Below are 14,883 nucleotides of genomic sequence, written 5' to 3'. Positions count from 1 at the left end.
CAGTTGGTTAGAATATCGGCCTGTCACGCCGAGGGTCGCGGGTTCGAGTCCCGTCCGCTGCGCCATTAAAAATTAAAGTTTCACTCTTATAAGGGCGCTTAGCTCAGTTGGTAGAGCGTCTGCCTTACAAGCAGAATGTCGGCGGTTCGATCCCGTCAGCGCCCACCATATCTTTGGATATGTGTAATACCTATGCAGCGGTAGTTCAGTTGGTTAGAATATCGGCCTGTCACGCCGAGGGTCGCGGGTTCGAGTCCCGTCCGCTGCGCCATTATAATAAGAATTATAGTTTTACCCTATAAGGGCGCTTAGCTCAGTTGGTAGAGCGTCTGCCTTACAAGCAGAATGTCGGCGGTTCGATCCCGTCAGCGCCCACCATATATTCTCTTTATTTTCTAATTTAAATTTTTATTATTTTACAATTCATGTTTTATGTTTTGATTTATCCTCGTTAAGCTACTTTTAAATTTTGATTATGGATGTTGATAGCTTAATTTTATTTATAAACTCTCTTCTAAATCAGCATAAATCTTTGAATGTATGGCATGTAGATTGAATATTTCAGATGATCTCATTTCTTAGTACGTGTTCGTCCATTTCATTAAAATATTAATATTTACAGTTGTGAAATACTGATCATGTCTGACTGCACTTTTGGGTGCAGTTGATCACTGAAATCGATCTGAGAAAAATAGATAGCTAAAGATCAGCATTAAAAAACCGAGCTTAAGCTCGGTTTTTTAATTTATCTGTGAACTGTTAGTAAACATCTCGTCTATAACGACCGTTTTGACGCAAGCTGTCCATTTGAGTCTCTCCTAAAATCTCAGTCAAGACTTGATCGACATCACTTGCCATTCCTTGTATGCTGCCGCAAACATAAATAACTGCACCGCTTTCAACCCAAGATTGAAGTTCTTTGGCATTCTCGCGAATTTTATGATGAACATATATTTTTTCAGATTGATCACGAGAGAAAGCAACATCTAATTTGCTTAAAATTCCCATATTTTGCCAAATTTCAATGGTTTCTTTAAAGAAGAAATCATGTGCTTGCTGACGTTCACCAAAAATAAGCCAGTTTTGACGGTAATCATGACGAACACGGGTATGTAATAAGCTAAGTAGGCCCGCAATGCCTGTTCCGTTACCAATACAGATAATTGGGCGATTGTCATCAATTAAATGGAATGATTCATTTTTGCGAATACGTAATGCAACTTCTGAATGTAACGGTGTATGCTGCGTTAACCATCCCGATCCTAAACCAAGTTCGCCTGTGGCATCAGATTGTTGACGAACAACTAAGCGTAGGACTTGTTGACTTGGAATACTTGCTATTGAATATTCACGGGCAGGGAGATCTGTTAATTGTTCAAGTAATTGATCTATATGATTAAATGGTTTGATTGCAGTCGTTAAGTCTTTATTCCAAAGAGCGCTTTGAATACTCATATTTAACTGTTCAATCTGTGTATTTTCAGCAATTTGGTGTCGATTTAAAAAGACTTGAATTCGCTCAATACTATTTCCTGGTTGAATTTCTGCAATATCACCAGCTTCCCATAAAATATCAGATTGAGTTGTGAGTTCAATATTAAATGCAGGTGCGCCTAAGCTATTTGGGTTGAGTAATGTGCGTTTTGATAAAATCCAGCGATCAAAGACTTTATCTAAGGTCTTCGCATGTAACTCTAAATTTGTTGCTTTAGCAAGTTCAGTATTCCAATGTAAGATATCAGCTTGATTTGCATTATCAACTTCAACAAGATCAAATAATGATTTTGCACCATTTGCATTGAGCCATTGATCAATCTGATGACCAAAGCTACAGAAACTTTCAGGATATTCTTTAGAGCCTAAAGCGAGTACAGCATAGTGAAGATGAGATAAGTCGATTGTTGCAGTGAGAACTTTTTTTGCAAAGGTATTTGCTAAGTCTGGAGCATCACCTGTTCCATATGTACTTGCAACAAATAGAATTTGTTCAGCTTGTTGAATATTTTCTAATGTGAGTGCTTGTACCGATTTGACCGTTGCTGGTTGATGAGCCTCTTGTAAGCTGGTTGCTGTGTTCCATGCTAATTGCTCAGATACACCTGTTTGGGTGGCATAAACAATTAGCCAAGGTTTTGCATTCGGATCAATCGTGAGTCCAGCTTGAGCATTACGTGCAGCCTGCGTTAATTTTTTTTGCTTACGACGTTTGAGGTAGAGCATCCAACCAGTGACAAAAAATAAAGGCATAGCTAAAGATGCAAGCATTGCAAAAAATTGGTAAATCGGTCCAAAAAAGCTACCACGATGTACTGGTAACATACTGCTCATTATTTTTTCATTAAGCTTTTTATCTTCATATAATTCTAATGTTGTTACTTCATTTGTTTGATAATTATAAATAGCTTTATTGCGCGCACGTTCATGCTGAGGAATTGGATCTATAAAACCAATTTCGATTGTATTATCATTATTTTTAGGAAGATTGAATGTAACACTAGAATAATCACGTCCAACTTTTTGATTAAAATTAGACCAAGATTGAGTTAATGCGAATTGTGTGGTTGCAAGGGTTAATTCTTGATGCTCGTCACTATGTTTATTACGTCTGCGATCTGAATTTTCATTATTCGGTCGTTCTCCTTGGAAGGATTCTCTGTTTGGTCGATCTCCATGTGTACCTTCCGGTCTATTGCCTTGTGTTTGCTCTCGATTTGCGTGTTCACCACGCGAACCTTCTGATCGATTTTGTCCAGATGTTTGCATCTGAGTTTGAGGGCGTTCTACTCCTAAAACTTTAAACATTCCCTCACGCCACCAGTCATAAGACCAATAAAGACCCGTACATGCCAGTAGTAAATAGAAAATAATGACCCATGTACCGACAACAGCATGTAAATCCCAAATAAAATTACGACCTTTAAGCTGAGGTTTTACTGCAAGCCATTGCTTTATTGTATGTATTTTAGGCCAGCGTAAATATATACCACTTAATACAAAAAAGATAAGAATGAGTGTACATGCACCCGTAATTTGTTTACCTACGGGACCTACGGTTAAATTACGATGTAATTGTTGAATAAATTGGAAAAATGCTTGTCCTTTAATTTCTGGCAAAATTTCAGCAGAATAAGGATTAATCATTATATTTTTACCGCGCCGAGCACCTTCTTTGACAATGTTAATTGAAGATGAAGAGGCGGCATCTTTAGCAACCGTGATACTATTGATTTGCAATTCGGGCGATTTCGTTTGAAAGTGCTGAAAAATTTGAACAGGTGTTAGCTTGGGCTTATTTTCAACTTGTACCGTATAACTGTCTTGATTTATCCATTGTAAAATTTGTTGATCATATGAATAAATTGCACCAGTGACACCCATTAACGCAAGAATTAAACCTGCTGTAATACCTAGAAACCAATGAATCTGAAAAAAGATTTTTTTTAACATAACGGTTAAAGAAGATGAAGGAAATTTGTTAAGGAATATTATAAATCAAGAATAAGAAATTAGTATGTAGAATCTAAATAATATTAATTCTTATTATCTTTTATAAAGGTGGTTAATCTTAATAAGATAAAACCTCCATAAAGGAGGTTTTAGGATGATGCACTTAAATTGTTTTTGCAGCACCAACTGCTTCTTTTAAATGCTCACGTATAGTTTTGAATGGGAAGTTTTTAGAGTCTAGGCGCTTAGGTAAAATATAAGCTCCCTGTTGTCCTTTAACTTTAAAATTAAGCAACATGAAATCAGGTGTATTATACCATTCATAAATGTCTTTCCATGCAATTGCACCGACACCTTCTTGGGCACCCATTTGTTGGCGCATCACAATGCCGTGAGGTTGAACCCCTAAACGAACTCCTTTAATTTCTTGAACAGGATATTCATTCATTTTACGTTTGACGTACCATTCTAGTCCAAATTTACGAACTAAATAGTAAAGTACGACACTAGCAATAGCGACCCAACAAAATGCAGTTGAATAGCCTTTTAATAAAACAATACCTAAGATTGCTAGGGCAATAACGGCACCCATAATGAGCCAAGCTTTGGTTCCAATTTTATTGGTACTGCGCCAGATTACAAGTTGTGCGTGGCGTTGCTCAGCCTCGGAAATTTCATAGTTCACAGGCTGTAAAGTATAAGCGTATAGATTTTTAGCGGTCATAGTGAAAACAACAAATTGAAACTGGAAAAAGTGTAGCATTATTTAAAGGATTGCAGGAGTATATTGTCGCATATTCATCCGAATTATAATGATCCGAGTTCGGTTGATTGCTGATCATACTCATAACTTAAACTCTGCTTTAAATGACTGAGTTGATTTAAAATGCTTAACATCAGTGAGAGTTGTTGTAAAATAATGAATGGTTGTTGATCATCATCACTATTTAAGTTGAGCTTTTGACGAATTGTTTGGAGCATATTTTGTGCTGTCAAATCAGGAACCTCATCTCTCAATAACGCACCTTGAATATCATCAAGCGCTTTATCTAAAACATCTAAAATTTCTGGATCATAAATTTGCTCTCGATGCGCACCTAAAGCAGCAATATAGCTGAGTAATGTATGATTTAGGCACAAAAATTCAAATGCTTGGGCTTTTTGTGTTGGGTCAAAATCGGGTTCTGTTGCAAGGGTTGAAATGAGTGATGCAACATCAGCATCAGTATTATGCGCTGTTCGACGTACAATACGATAATTTAAGCCATGATTTCGACCTGTTTTATATTGCTGAATTACTTCTGCTAAATATTGGCACTGGGCATGCAACGAACGAGATATTGTTCTTGGTAGGCGACGAAACTTCCAATCAGGGAAAATATAACTGACGCCAAACCAAGCAAATCCGCAGCCAATAATGGTATTAATCATGCGTGGTAGACCCGCTTCTAAGCCTAGACCATCTAAATTAAAATTAATAAGTGCTAAAATCGTAATAAATGCAGTTGCTTGTGCATATTGTTTACTTCTTAAATCAAAGAATAAAACACCACTCAAGATCAGTAATAATAGTTGACCTTCTATTGAGGGAATGAAATATAAAATGGCATAACCTACAAGTATGCCGATTAAGGTTCCAATGATCCGTAATCTTAAACGACGTTTAGTTGCGTTAAAGTTAGGTTGAATAACAAATAAAGTGGTTAGAAGTATCCAGTAACCATGTTCAATTTGAGTGACCTGAACAAAAATATAAGCCAAAAGTAAGACGAAAGATAAGCGAATTGCATGGCGAAATAAAACTGATTCGGGAGTTAAGTTTTGCCTGATTCGAATTACAATATCTGCCCAACCTTTTAGGTCATCATCTTTTAATTGATTTTCAATATGTTTAGATTTATCAAATTTAATATGGCGTTCTGTTTCTAGGTTGCGTAGTTGGGCATCGATAGATTTTAAATTTTGATAGAGGGCAAAGAGGGCATTGACCCAAACAATATCGTAACGATTTTCATGACGTAATTTATGAAGCGAATTTTCTAAATTTTGAAAAGCATGGGTAAATCTTAAATTATGTTTATAGGTATTTAGCTTCATAATACTTTCGGCTAAATCTTTACATGCTTTTCCTTGTAGCGACAAAATTCGTTGAAATCTAAATAAAATATCACTATGTTCAAAAATTTTTGCAAGTTTTGGATAATCGATATGTGCAGAATCAGCACGCTCATGAATATCTTGAGCAACAAAATAATATTGTAAACTACGTCGAGTATCTTTTTGTCCTCGATCGCCTTTTAGACGTGTCAGCAAAGCTGTTTTCATACTATTAAAAATAGTAATCAATTTGCCATTTTCTAATGATAAATCGATTAGGCTTTGTTGATAGCTTTTAGTTGTCATATCAACATCAAATAAATTCGATTTTGAAAAGAGAAAATCGCCTAACGATGAATAACAATAAGATAAGCGATCTTGAACTTCACGCACTGGAAATAATAAAAAACTAATGGTTGAAATTAAACCATACCATCCTGCACCAATGACCAATAAAGAGGGCAGCATATACCACTGTTCAAATAAATTTACGCCCAACATCGCGTAAACAGAAATGACTAAGCAACCATAAGAAATGGTGGCATAGCGACGACCTAAGGAACCTAACAGAATAAGGCCAATACAAGAAATAATTAATCCGAATGCGAATAAAACAGGATGCGGGAATAAAATTTGTATAGATACTGCGGTAATAAAAAAACCAATATAAGTATAAAGTTGATTTAAAATTCGAACTGAAAAGCGATCATCAATATCGCTGATTCCTGCTGCAACGACACCTAAGGTTAAAGGAATGGTTGCGAGTTGATTGCCTAAAAAATATGGAACAAAAGCTGTACCTGCAAATGCAATAATCATTCGAAGGTTATACATGAATGTTGTGTTATACGTGATTTGTTGTAAACGCTTTAACCAAGATTTCAAAATAAGCCTTTAATTGTTATCCATCGTAAAAATGAAGGGAAGAGTTTTAATTTAAATCATACTATGGACATTGAATATTGTCTTTGTTTAGTCGATAAAATTCATAATTTTTTTATATTGTTCATTAAAAGTAATTTTAAGTGAGTGAAAAAAATCATTTAGTAGAAGACAATAAGTCTTATTTTCAATAAAGAGATTTAAACTTTAGTCGAATTTTATTTAAAGATACTTGATAAATATTAATACTAACTATTAAATTATTTTATATGAAAAGATTCTTTAATGGATGATTTTATTAACTGATAAATTAAATTTACTTATCTACTACATTATCAATATTTTTAAAATTCATCTCTAATTTTAAGAAGATACAGGAAATGAGGGAATAGATAATGAATTAAACAGAGATGAATTTTCACATATTAATATTATGAAAAAGAAAGATATAGCAAGGAAGATAAGTAAAATTGATATTTTATTATAAAATATTCAATAAAAATGATTTTCATATTAAGCAGAAATTGATAGATTATGTAGGTATTCAAATATTTTTTTACAATTTTGAATATATTTTTTTATCACCAAGTGAATGCTTGGGTATTTTAAAGCAGATGTGTAGCTTTGGACTTGGAAGAAAAATTAGCTTAAGGGACTAAATACACAGATGCATATTAAAAATTTGGAGAATTTAATGAGTCAATTTCTTACAGGGAAATTTTTAGTGAAAAGTTTGGCGGTTACAGTTTCAACGTTAATGTTTAGTGTTGGTGCAAATGCTGCAGCTGCTGAACAACAACAAATTCAAGAATTACGCAAAGAAATAGAAGCACTAAAAGCGCTTGTTTTACAACAACATCAAGTTCAGCAAACTCAAGCAGTACAAATTGAGCAAGTTAAGGCTCAACCTGCTGCAAGCAAATCTACAGTTCCAACGGCTTTGACGACTAAAGGCGGAGCAGAATTTAAGGTTTATGGTTTTGTACGCGGTGATGCAAACTATATTATTGAAGGTGCTGATAGTGACTTTAACGAAGTAGCGACATCTAAAGGTACTACTAAAGATAAACTCCGCGCAACTGCAAAAACAACGCGTATTGGTTTTGATTTTAAGACCAAAGTTGAAGGTGCAGATGTTGGCGGTAAAATTGAAGCAGACTTTGCAGGTGCAGCGGGCTCAAATGATACGCTACGTTTACGTCATGCATACTTAACCTATAATAACTGGTTGTTTGGTCAAACAACATCGAACTTCTTATCAAGCCATGCTCCATTTATGATTGACTATGGTACAAACGTTGGTGGTGGTACAGCACGTATCCCAATGGTTCGTTATGGTTTGAATTTAGCACCAACTACGAAATTATTCCTTGCAGCTGAAAAAGGCGATAGTACTGGTTCTGGAATTAAATATAGCGTACCTGCTTTAACTGCAAAAGTTGTTCAAGATTTTGCTGATGGTAAAGGTAGTGCTTCTGGTCGTGCGTTACTTGAATACTATAAATCAGATACGATTGATAAGAGCAAAACTGGTTGGGGTTTAGCGGGCGGTGTCACTTATGATGTGATTGAGCCGTTAAAACTTACAGCAGATGTTTCTTATGTGAAAGGTGATAACAAGTATTTATATGGTACTAGTGCAACAGCTGCATATGTAGCTGATACTATCAATAAGAAGATTGAACAAAATGAGGTTTGGGGTGTTCAAACTGGCGCAACCTACAGTATCTTACCAAACTTGAAAACAACTATTGGTTATGGTGCTTTATTTGCAGATAAAGACAGTGATTATGCAAAAGCAACTCAAGGTGCGAACAAAACTGTTCAACAAGCTTGGATCAACTTTGTATATTCACCTGTTAAGCCTGTTGACTTAGGTGTTGAATATATTAATGGTGAACGTAAAACCTTTGCTGGCGATAAATTCAAAGATGACCGTATTGGTTTAATGGCTAAATATAGCTTCTAATATCACTCCTGTATTCGCATAATTTAAAAGCAGAGATTCGTTCTCTGCTTTTTTTATTCAATCGAGATTATTTAATAATACAATTTACTGAGAATAAGTAAGTCACTTTTTTTAATTTGATTTAGATTAAAAGGACAAGAAGGCGGTTATGTATCAAATTTATTTGATGAAATATAAATTTAATAATTAAAATGCATTGAGATCATGGTAGATAAGAAACAATATTCAAAATATCTCTTTTGATCGTATTTAATTTTAAGCTTTAGATAACAAATTATACATGAATTCTTAAAAATTAATTTTAGATAGATCTAAATATATCAGTTGAATTATATTTTCAGGATTAAGTGTTTTTGTTTAAAAATAAACCAATGAATTCGAATTCAAAAAGAAATTTCAATTATTTTTAGGTTTTACATCTGAAGCTTTACAGATTATGATAAATAAAGTAGCTGAATATGGTTCTTCAAGCTCATATTCAAATTGCACTATATCTTCTTTAAAAAGATATAAACTAAATTTTAATATTTCATAGATGGCCAGAACGTATTTACAGCTATTATTTTTTGTATTTATTTTATTCAAAAGAATATTATATACTCACGTGGTTACGTAGAGTTTGGCGTAGATTTCATTGAGATGCTGACTAACTGGGAGATACCTAGGTGATCTTTAATTCAAAGAGGGATAATAGAGGATCATAATATGCAGATGAAATATATCGAATCAAAAAATCTTTTTTTGAAATACAGTTTAAGCGATATACCATAACTACTGAATATGCTTGAAACTGAGGTAAAAAACTCGATTTAACTTTCAATTCAATTGCTGAAATTTACAACATGGCAATGGGTAATAAATGAGTTATGAAAGAAATCTATTATTTTTATTCAATATAATTCGCCATATAGTAGTAAATTCACATTTTCTTCACAATTTGTAGATAATTGTCATTGATCAATAAAAAAATGAAAAACTTTCAGAACTCTAATGAATATTAAAGATTTCTATATATTTAATTTAGATATATAAGCTTGAAATAAATAAAAAAAGATATAAGTAATAAATAATTTTTAATAAAATATATATGTTTTTCAAATGAATAAATTTATTTCATTAAAAAATACAATAATATTAACAACTAATAGTAATGAGAATAATTATTGATATGTATTGCAATAACATTTGTGTTGGTTACAATTGGCAACAATTTAGATACATCATCTACTTATTCTTCGTAGGTTATTTTATGAATAGAATATTTTTAAAAAATTCGTTGGCATTTGCTGTTATTTCGATATTAGGCAGCATTGCACATGCAAATGACGTTTCATCACCAAGTAATCTACAAGATACAACAAAGTTAGAAACAATTGTATTGACGGCAGAAGAACAAATTAAGCAGGCACTGGGTGTCTCTATCATTACAGAAAAAGAATTAGAACAGTTACCTGTTGTCAATGATGTTGCGGAATATATACGTCGTATGCCTGGGGTTAATTTAACGGGCAATAGCTCAACAGGGCAACGAGGAAATAATCGGCAAATTGATATTCGTGGTATGGGGCCAGAAAACACCCTAATTTTAATTGATGGTAAACCCGTCAATTCACGTAACTCAGTGCGCTATGGTTGGCGTGGGGAGCGTGATACACGTGGTGATACCAATTGGGTTCCAGCAGATGCTATTGAATCGATAGAAGTTCTGCGTGGTCCAGCAGCAGCACGTTATGGCTCAGGCGCGATGGGTGGTGTAGTCAATATTAAGACGAAAAAAGTAACCAATGAAACACATGGTACTTTTGAAGCATTCATGAATCAGCCAGAGAACTCAAAAGAAGGCAGTAGTCATCGTGAAAGTTTTAACTTAAGTGGTCCAATTCTTAAAGACGTTTTGTCTTATCGTTTATATGGAAATTATAATAAAACAAAAGCAGATGCAGCAGATATTAATCCTCCGACAGCAGCGGGAAAACGAGCTGCAGGTCGTGAAGGCGTAAAAAATAAAGATATTGGTGGGCGTTTAGCTTGGCAAGTTAATGATGAACAAAGCTTAACTTTTGATATTTCATCTGGCAGACAAGGAAATATTTACACTGGTGATACACAAAACAGCAATTACGATCCGAGTAATAATAATGCAACAGATTCAAAAACACAGTTATTAAACAGTTTGCTAGGCAAAGAAACTAATACGATGTATCGCGATGGTTATGCAATTACTCATGACGGTTCTTGGTCATGGGGAAGTAGTAAAATTGTGGCGCAGTATGATCGAACTAAAAATAAACGTTTAAAAGAAGATTTAGCTGGCGGTCCAGAAGGGAGTATTAGTTCTGCCCAAGACAGACCAGTTTCAGATTTAAAGTCGTATCGCTTTAATGCAGAAGCGAGTATTCCATTTGAAGTGGTTATACCACAAAACGTGACTGTGGGTACTGAATGGGTTAAAGATGACTTTAAAGATACGGCATCTACAGTTCAAGCAGATGCATCAGGAATTATTAAATTACCGAAAGACCGTTCAAGCATGAAGTCTGAGATCAGATCGGTATATGTAGAAGATAATCTTAAAGTTACGGATTCCACAGATTTGGTATTAGGTTTACGCTTTGATGATCACAATAAATCAGGTTCGAGTTGGAGTCCAAGTTTAATTGTGACACAACAAATAGGTGATTATTGGACATTAAAAGGTGGTGTTGCCAAAGCATATAAAGCACCGAATATGTACCAAAATGCAGAAGGCTACTTGCTGTTTACAAAAGGGAATGGTTGTCCAGATACTGAATTAACGCAAAATGGAAGTTGTTATTTAGTCGGAAATGATCATTTAAAACCAGAAACATCAATCAATAAAGAATTGGGAATCCAATTTGAAAAAGATATGGTAAATGCAAGTTTAACTTGGTTCCGTAATGATTATAAAAATAAAATTACGTCTGGAGATGAAGTCATTGGTACAACCAAGGTTGGGGCGGAAACTTATCATGTCTTGGAGTGGGTGAATATTCCAAAAGCATTAATTCAAGGGTTTGAGGGGAGTATTACACTTACATTTGATAATGCAAGTTGGACAAACAATTTTACGTATATGAAGGATTCAAAGAACAAATCAACGGGTAATCCATTATCCATCGTACCAGATTATACGATTAACTCGATTTTCAACTATAATTTGACCGATGATTGGGATGTTAATTTTGTTTATACCCAATATGGACGTCAAAAACCACGCGAATTTGCTGAAACACGTAATACAACTTTAAATACAACGGCAGTAAAGAGTTATAGTATTGCAGGCATTAATACAGGGTATAAATTTACGAAAAATGTAAGTGCTCGTGTTGGTATAAGTAACTTGTTTGATGAAAAGAAATTACGTGATACCTTAATCAACCAAACATATAATGAGCCGGGTCGTGCATATTACGTTAATGTAAAATATAGCTTCTAACGTAAAAATAAAAGCCGCGTAAAGCGGCTTTTTATTTTATAAAGGATATTAATGTTGAATACGAAGAATTTGAGTGACTTGTTCAGAATAATAAAATTTCTCTAAATATAAACGAGTGCGTTGACGTAGATATTCTGAACTCACCATACTTTGCACAATTGGTTCAAGCAAGTTTTGAAGTTCATTTTCAATTAAAGCCTCGTTGATGTTTAAATCACGAAATAGTTGGCTAAAAGTTCGTTCTTGGTTTCGTATATACCATGTATAGACACCATCATGGACTTGCTTTTGTGTATATTCAGATTGTTTCACATGTTCCCAAATTTCATTTGCTAAATTTACGGTTTGGGGAAGATCTTGAACTTCAATATAATTTTTTAATACAGAAAGTGGAAGGTCTTTAATTTTATGCCAAAGGGTTGCTTGAAATTGATAAAGCTTTTGCTCATTAAAATTTTGATTTAAAACATGTTCACTCATTTGACTGAGTTTTAGAATATTTTTTTGAAGATAATTTTGAATGGTATTTTCTAAATTGGAATCAGCCACAGATTCAAGCACTGACTTCCCCATTTTCATGAATTTTGAAACACCTGGAACGTGTTTAACCATGACGGAATTGTCTAAATAATCCTGAATGGAATGTTGAATTAACTGAGTAATCATTGCTGAAAAAGCAGGATTATTCACTATTGTTCTGATTAAACGTTGTCGATGCCCACTTTTACTTGCAACATATTGTGCAATTTTATCAATGGTTAAGACAGGAATAATATCTGCTATTTTTGTGGTGTCATTAAGGTCATGAACTAACGCAAAATGTAGCTGTTCAGAAATTTGTTCAATGAGAAAATCACTGGCAGGTGTAGATAAAACTTGCTGCTGAATGAGTTGATTGATTTGCTCAAATGTCCAAATATCTTGTAATGTTTTATTTTGAAACCACTGATAAAAATGAATAAACTCATTTTTTATTGTTTGTGGGTGAGAGAATTCTTGATCTAAAAAATGAAGATGAGCTTCTATGAGTTGTTCAATCTGATCTATTTTCTGCATATGATATTCAAGAATTAGTTTAAAGGAATTAGTTTATCAGCAAGTGGGTTTTTTAGGTTCTGTGTCTTTGAAAGAAAAGGTAAATAAGATTGAGCGACTAAATTTTCTGCTTCCAAAATTGGCATATGTCCCACATTATTTAAAATAATCGGTGTTTCAGCGCGTTTAAATAAATGTTGTAGTTCATTTGCAACCTCATAGTTAATAATTTGATCTTGTTTTCCCCATAAAATTAATGTGGGTGCTTCAACTGAACGTGTTAAACGAGCAAAAGTTTCAGGTGTATAAATTTGATTCAGTTTAATAATTTGATCAATCAATTGTGTGGTTTGTAAAGCTTGTGAAATAAGGAGCTTTTCTTGAGCCGATTTAATATCTGCAGACACACGAGGAGGGGATTGCATTAATTTGGATAATACATGATCTAAGTCACCTGGTTTAGTAATCACTAAATTTTTAAGTGTGGATGGATTTAATGCATAGCTAGTTTTTGCTTCTTTATAAATACCCGCACTACTTAATAAAAATAAGCTTTGAGTATCAAAAGGATATTGTGAGGCATAATAAGTCGCAATAGACCCTCCCAATGAGTGACCTGCAATATTTAAATTATTTTCTATATGAATAGCTTCAACAAATTGTCTGAGTTCTGATGAGACACTTGGCACAGACATATCAAGTTTTTTAGGAATTTGAATATCTTCATTGGTCGGTAAATCTGGGATAATGACATGGTAATAAGGAGTGAGATATTGCGCTACTTTATTCCAATTATCACGGTTTCCAGCTAAACCATGAATTAAGAGTACCGATGGTTTTTGGGAGGAGCCGCCTTCACTATATTTCCAAGTGACATTACCAATGGTCAGTGCTTTACTTTTTAACCCAGCATTTTGACGTTCGAGTTCTAAAAAATTTTGCAAAGCTGAAAAACTATTATTCGTAGGAATTATACTGGGTATTGCAAGAAGGGGGGTAGAAATACTCAAGACCAATCCAAGGCATAATGTTTTGCCAAAAACACTAAGACGTTGTAATAATTGATCCATATTTCATTTTCCTTAACAGTTATAAATTACAGAATTCATTAGTTTATTTTTATAAGCGAAAATCGTTAAATAATGAATTAAATGTTATTGATTACATTCTAAATATTTTATTTATAATGTCACTAAATCTTTTCATATTACGTATAAATACATGAATATAAAGCGTGATATTAAGCACAAAAACATAAAGTATTATAATACTTTTCATTTAAAGAAAATAATCAATCACTTATTTATTTGCAAGTGACATTCTGCAAGACAAGGATTAAAATATTTCAACTTCCAATTAAGGTGAATAAAATGCTTACAGCAGAAGAAGCTTTAGAACGTTTAAAGAAGGGAAATCAACGTTTTGTTAATGGAGATACCAATCATCCTAAGCTTTTAACACATGCTCAGCGTGCGGAAATGGCAGAAAATCAAGAGCCATTTGCAATTGTATTAGGTTGTTCTGATTCACGAGTACCTGCTGAAATGGTATTTGACCAAGGGTTGGGGGATTTATTTGTGATTCGTGTTGCAGGTAATATTGTGGCGCCATCTCAAGTTGGTAGTGTTGAATTTGCTGCCGAAAGTTTTAATTGCCCTATTGTTGTGGTGCTTGGTCATACGCATTGTGGTGCAATTCACTCAACGATTAATGCTTTAATGAACCCAAGTCAGCCATCTTCTGCAAACTTGATGTCCATCGTTAATCGTGTGCGCCCATCTGTTGAAATTTTAATGCAAACAGAACTGAAAGATGATCTAGAAAAATTATCTAAACATGCCGTACGATCCAATGTTTTTGCATCAGTCAATCAATTACGTCATGGATCAGCTGTTTTAGAAAGCTTGATTGCAAAAGGACGATTACAAGTTGTTGGTGCTGAATATTCATTAGAAACAGGTGAAGTACTGATTTACGACTTTTAAAAGACATCATG

General features: G+C 34.0%; 8 protein-coding genes and 3 tRNA genes. 6 read left to right on the top strand and 5 right to left on the bottom strand.

All coding sequences use genetic code 11. The features are described from left to right. Nucleotides 1–92: 92 nt before the first annotated feature. From B9T31_RS04610 to B9T31_RS04600, 3 genes are all read left to right on the top strand, one after another. Nucleotides 93–168: transfer RNA gene (locus B9T31_RS04610), tRNA-Val, on the top strand. Between the two features lie 26 nt (nucleotides 169–194). After that, nucleotides 195–271 (top strand) — tRNA-Asp (locus B9T31_RS04605). A gap of 31 nt (nucleotides 272–302) precedes the next feature. Continuing rightward, nucleotides 303–378, top strand: a tRNA-Val gene (locus B9T31_RS04600). A 381-nt stretch (nucleotides 379–759) separates the two neighbouring features. On the opposite strand, the gene B9T31_RS04595 is transcribed toward B9T31_RS04600, so the two are convergent. The 3 genes from B9T31_RS04595 to yccS form a co-directional block, all read right to left on the bottom strand. Beyond that, nucleotides 760–3,447 (bottom strand): PepSY domain-containing protein, encoded by a 2,688-nt coding sequence (locus B9T31_RS04595; protein ID WP_086180774.1) that lies wholly within the window; start codon nucleotides 3,445–3,447, stop codon nucleotides 760–762. A gap of 163 nt (nucleotides 3,448–3,610) precedes the next feature. Then, entirely contained in the window at nucleotides 3,611–4,171 is a 561-nt protein-coding gene (locus B9T31_RS04590; RefSeq protein ID WP_086180773.1) for a YcxB family protein, read from the bottom strand. An 83-nt stretch (nucleotides 4,172–4,254) separates the two neighbouring features. Continuing rightward, nucleotides 4,255–6,429: a YccS family putative transporter gene (gene yccS / locus B9T31_RS04585; RefSeq protein WP_086180772.1), complete on the bottom strand. Its 2,175-nt coding sequence runs from the start codon at nucleotides 6,427–6,429 to the stop codon at nucleotides 4,255–4,257. A 691-nt stretch (nucleotides 6,430–7,120) separates the two neighbouring features. On the opposite strand from yccS, the gene B9T31_RS04580 reads away from it, so the two are divergent. Together B9T31_RS04580 and B9T31_RS04575 are read left to right on the top strand one after the other, a co-directional pair. Beyond that, a complete protein-coding gene (locus tag B9T31_RS04580; protein ID WP_086180771.1) occupies nucleotides 7,121–8,395 on the top strand; it encodes a DcaP family trimeric outer membrane transporter in 1,275 nt (424 codons plus the stop codon). A gap of 1,249 nt (nucleotides 8,396–9,644) precedes the next feature. Next, on the top strand, nucleotides 9,645–11,852 hold the full coding sequence (locus tag B9T31_RS04575; protein WP_086180770.1) for a FepA family TonB-dependent siderophore receptor: 2,208 nt from the start codon (nucleotides 9,645–9,647) through the stop codon (nucleotides 11,850–11,852). 48 nt (nucleotides 11,853–11,900) lie between these two features. Here the strand turns inward: B9T31_RS04575 and B9T31_RS04570 are convergent, their stop codons facing one another. Both B9T31_RS04570 and B9T31_RS04565 read right to left on the bottom strand, forming a co-directional pair. Then, nucleotides 11,901–12,908, bottom strand: coding sequence for a hypothetical protein (locus tag B9T31_RS04570; RefSeq protein WP_086180769.1), 1,008 nt, complete (start codon nucleotides 12,906–12,908; stop codon nucleotides 11,901–11,903). Nucleotides 12,909–12,922: 14 nt separating this feature from the next. Next, nucleotides 12,923–13,957, bottom strand: coding sequence for an alpha/beta fold hydrolase (locus tag B9T31_RS04565; protein ID WP_086180768.1), 1,035 nt, complete (start codon nucleotides 13,955–13,957; stop codon nucleotides 12,923–12,925). A 300-nt stretch (nucleotides 13,958–14,257) separates the two neighbouring features. Between B9T31_RS04565 and B9T31_RS04560 the strand changes: the two genes are divergently transcribed. Next, entirely contained in the window at nucleotides 14,258–14,872 is a 615-nt protein-coding gene (locus tag B9T31_RS04560) for a carbonic anhydrase (protein ID WP_086180767.1), read from the top strand. Nucleotides 14,873–14,883: the final 11 nt, after the last annotated feature.

Source organism: Acinetobacter sp. ANC 4558, assembly GCF_002135375.1.
GTDB lineage: Bacteria > Pseudomonadota > Gammaproteobacteria > Pseudomonadales > Moraxellaceae > Acinetobacter.
The sequence above is the reverse complement of the archived record's forward strand: the minus strand, read 5'-3'. Positions and strand labels throughout refer to the sequence as shown.

Bases quoted from the DNA above. Each gene is read 5' to 3' on its own strand.
- B9T31_RS04565 (WP_086180768.1), bottom strand. From the start codon at position 13,957: ATGGATCAATTATTACAACGTCTTAGTGTTTTTGGCAAAACATTATGC.
- B9T31_RS04570 (WP_086180769.1), bottom strand. From the start codon at position 12,908: ATGCAGAAAATAGATCAGATTGAACAACTCATAGAAGCTCATCTTCAT.
- B9T31_RS04595 (WP_086180774.1), bottom strand. From the start codon at position 3,447: ATGTTAAAAAAAATCTTTTTTCAGATTCATTGGTTTCTAGGTATTACA.
- B9T31_RS04560 (WP_086180767.1), top strand. From the start codon at position 14,258: ATGCTTACAGCAGAAGAAGCTTTAGAACGTTTAAAGAAGGGAAATCAA.
- B9T31_RS04590 (WP_086180773.1), bottom strand. From the start codon at position 4,171: ATGACCGCTAAAAATCTATACGCTTATACTTTACAGCCTGTGAACTAT.
- B9T31_RS04580 (WP_086180771.1), top strand. From the start codon at position 7,121: ATGAGTCAATTTCTTACAGGGAAATTTTTAGTGAAAAGTTTGGCGGTT.
- B9T31_RS04575 (WP_086180770.1), top strand. From the start codon at position 9,645: ATGAATAGAATATTTTTAAAAAATTCGTTGGCATTTGCTGTTATTTCG.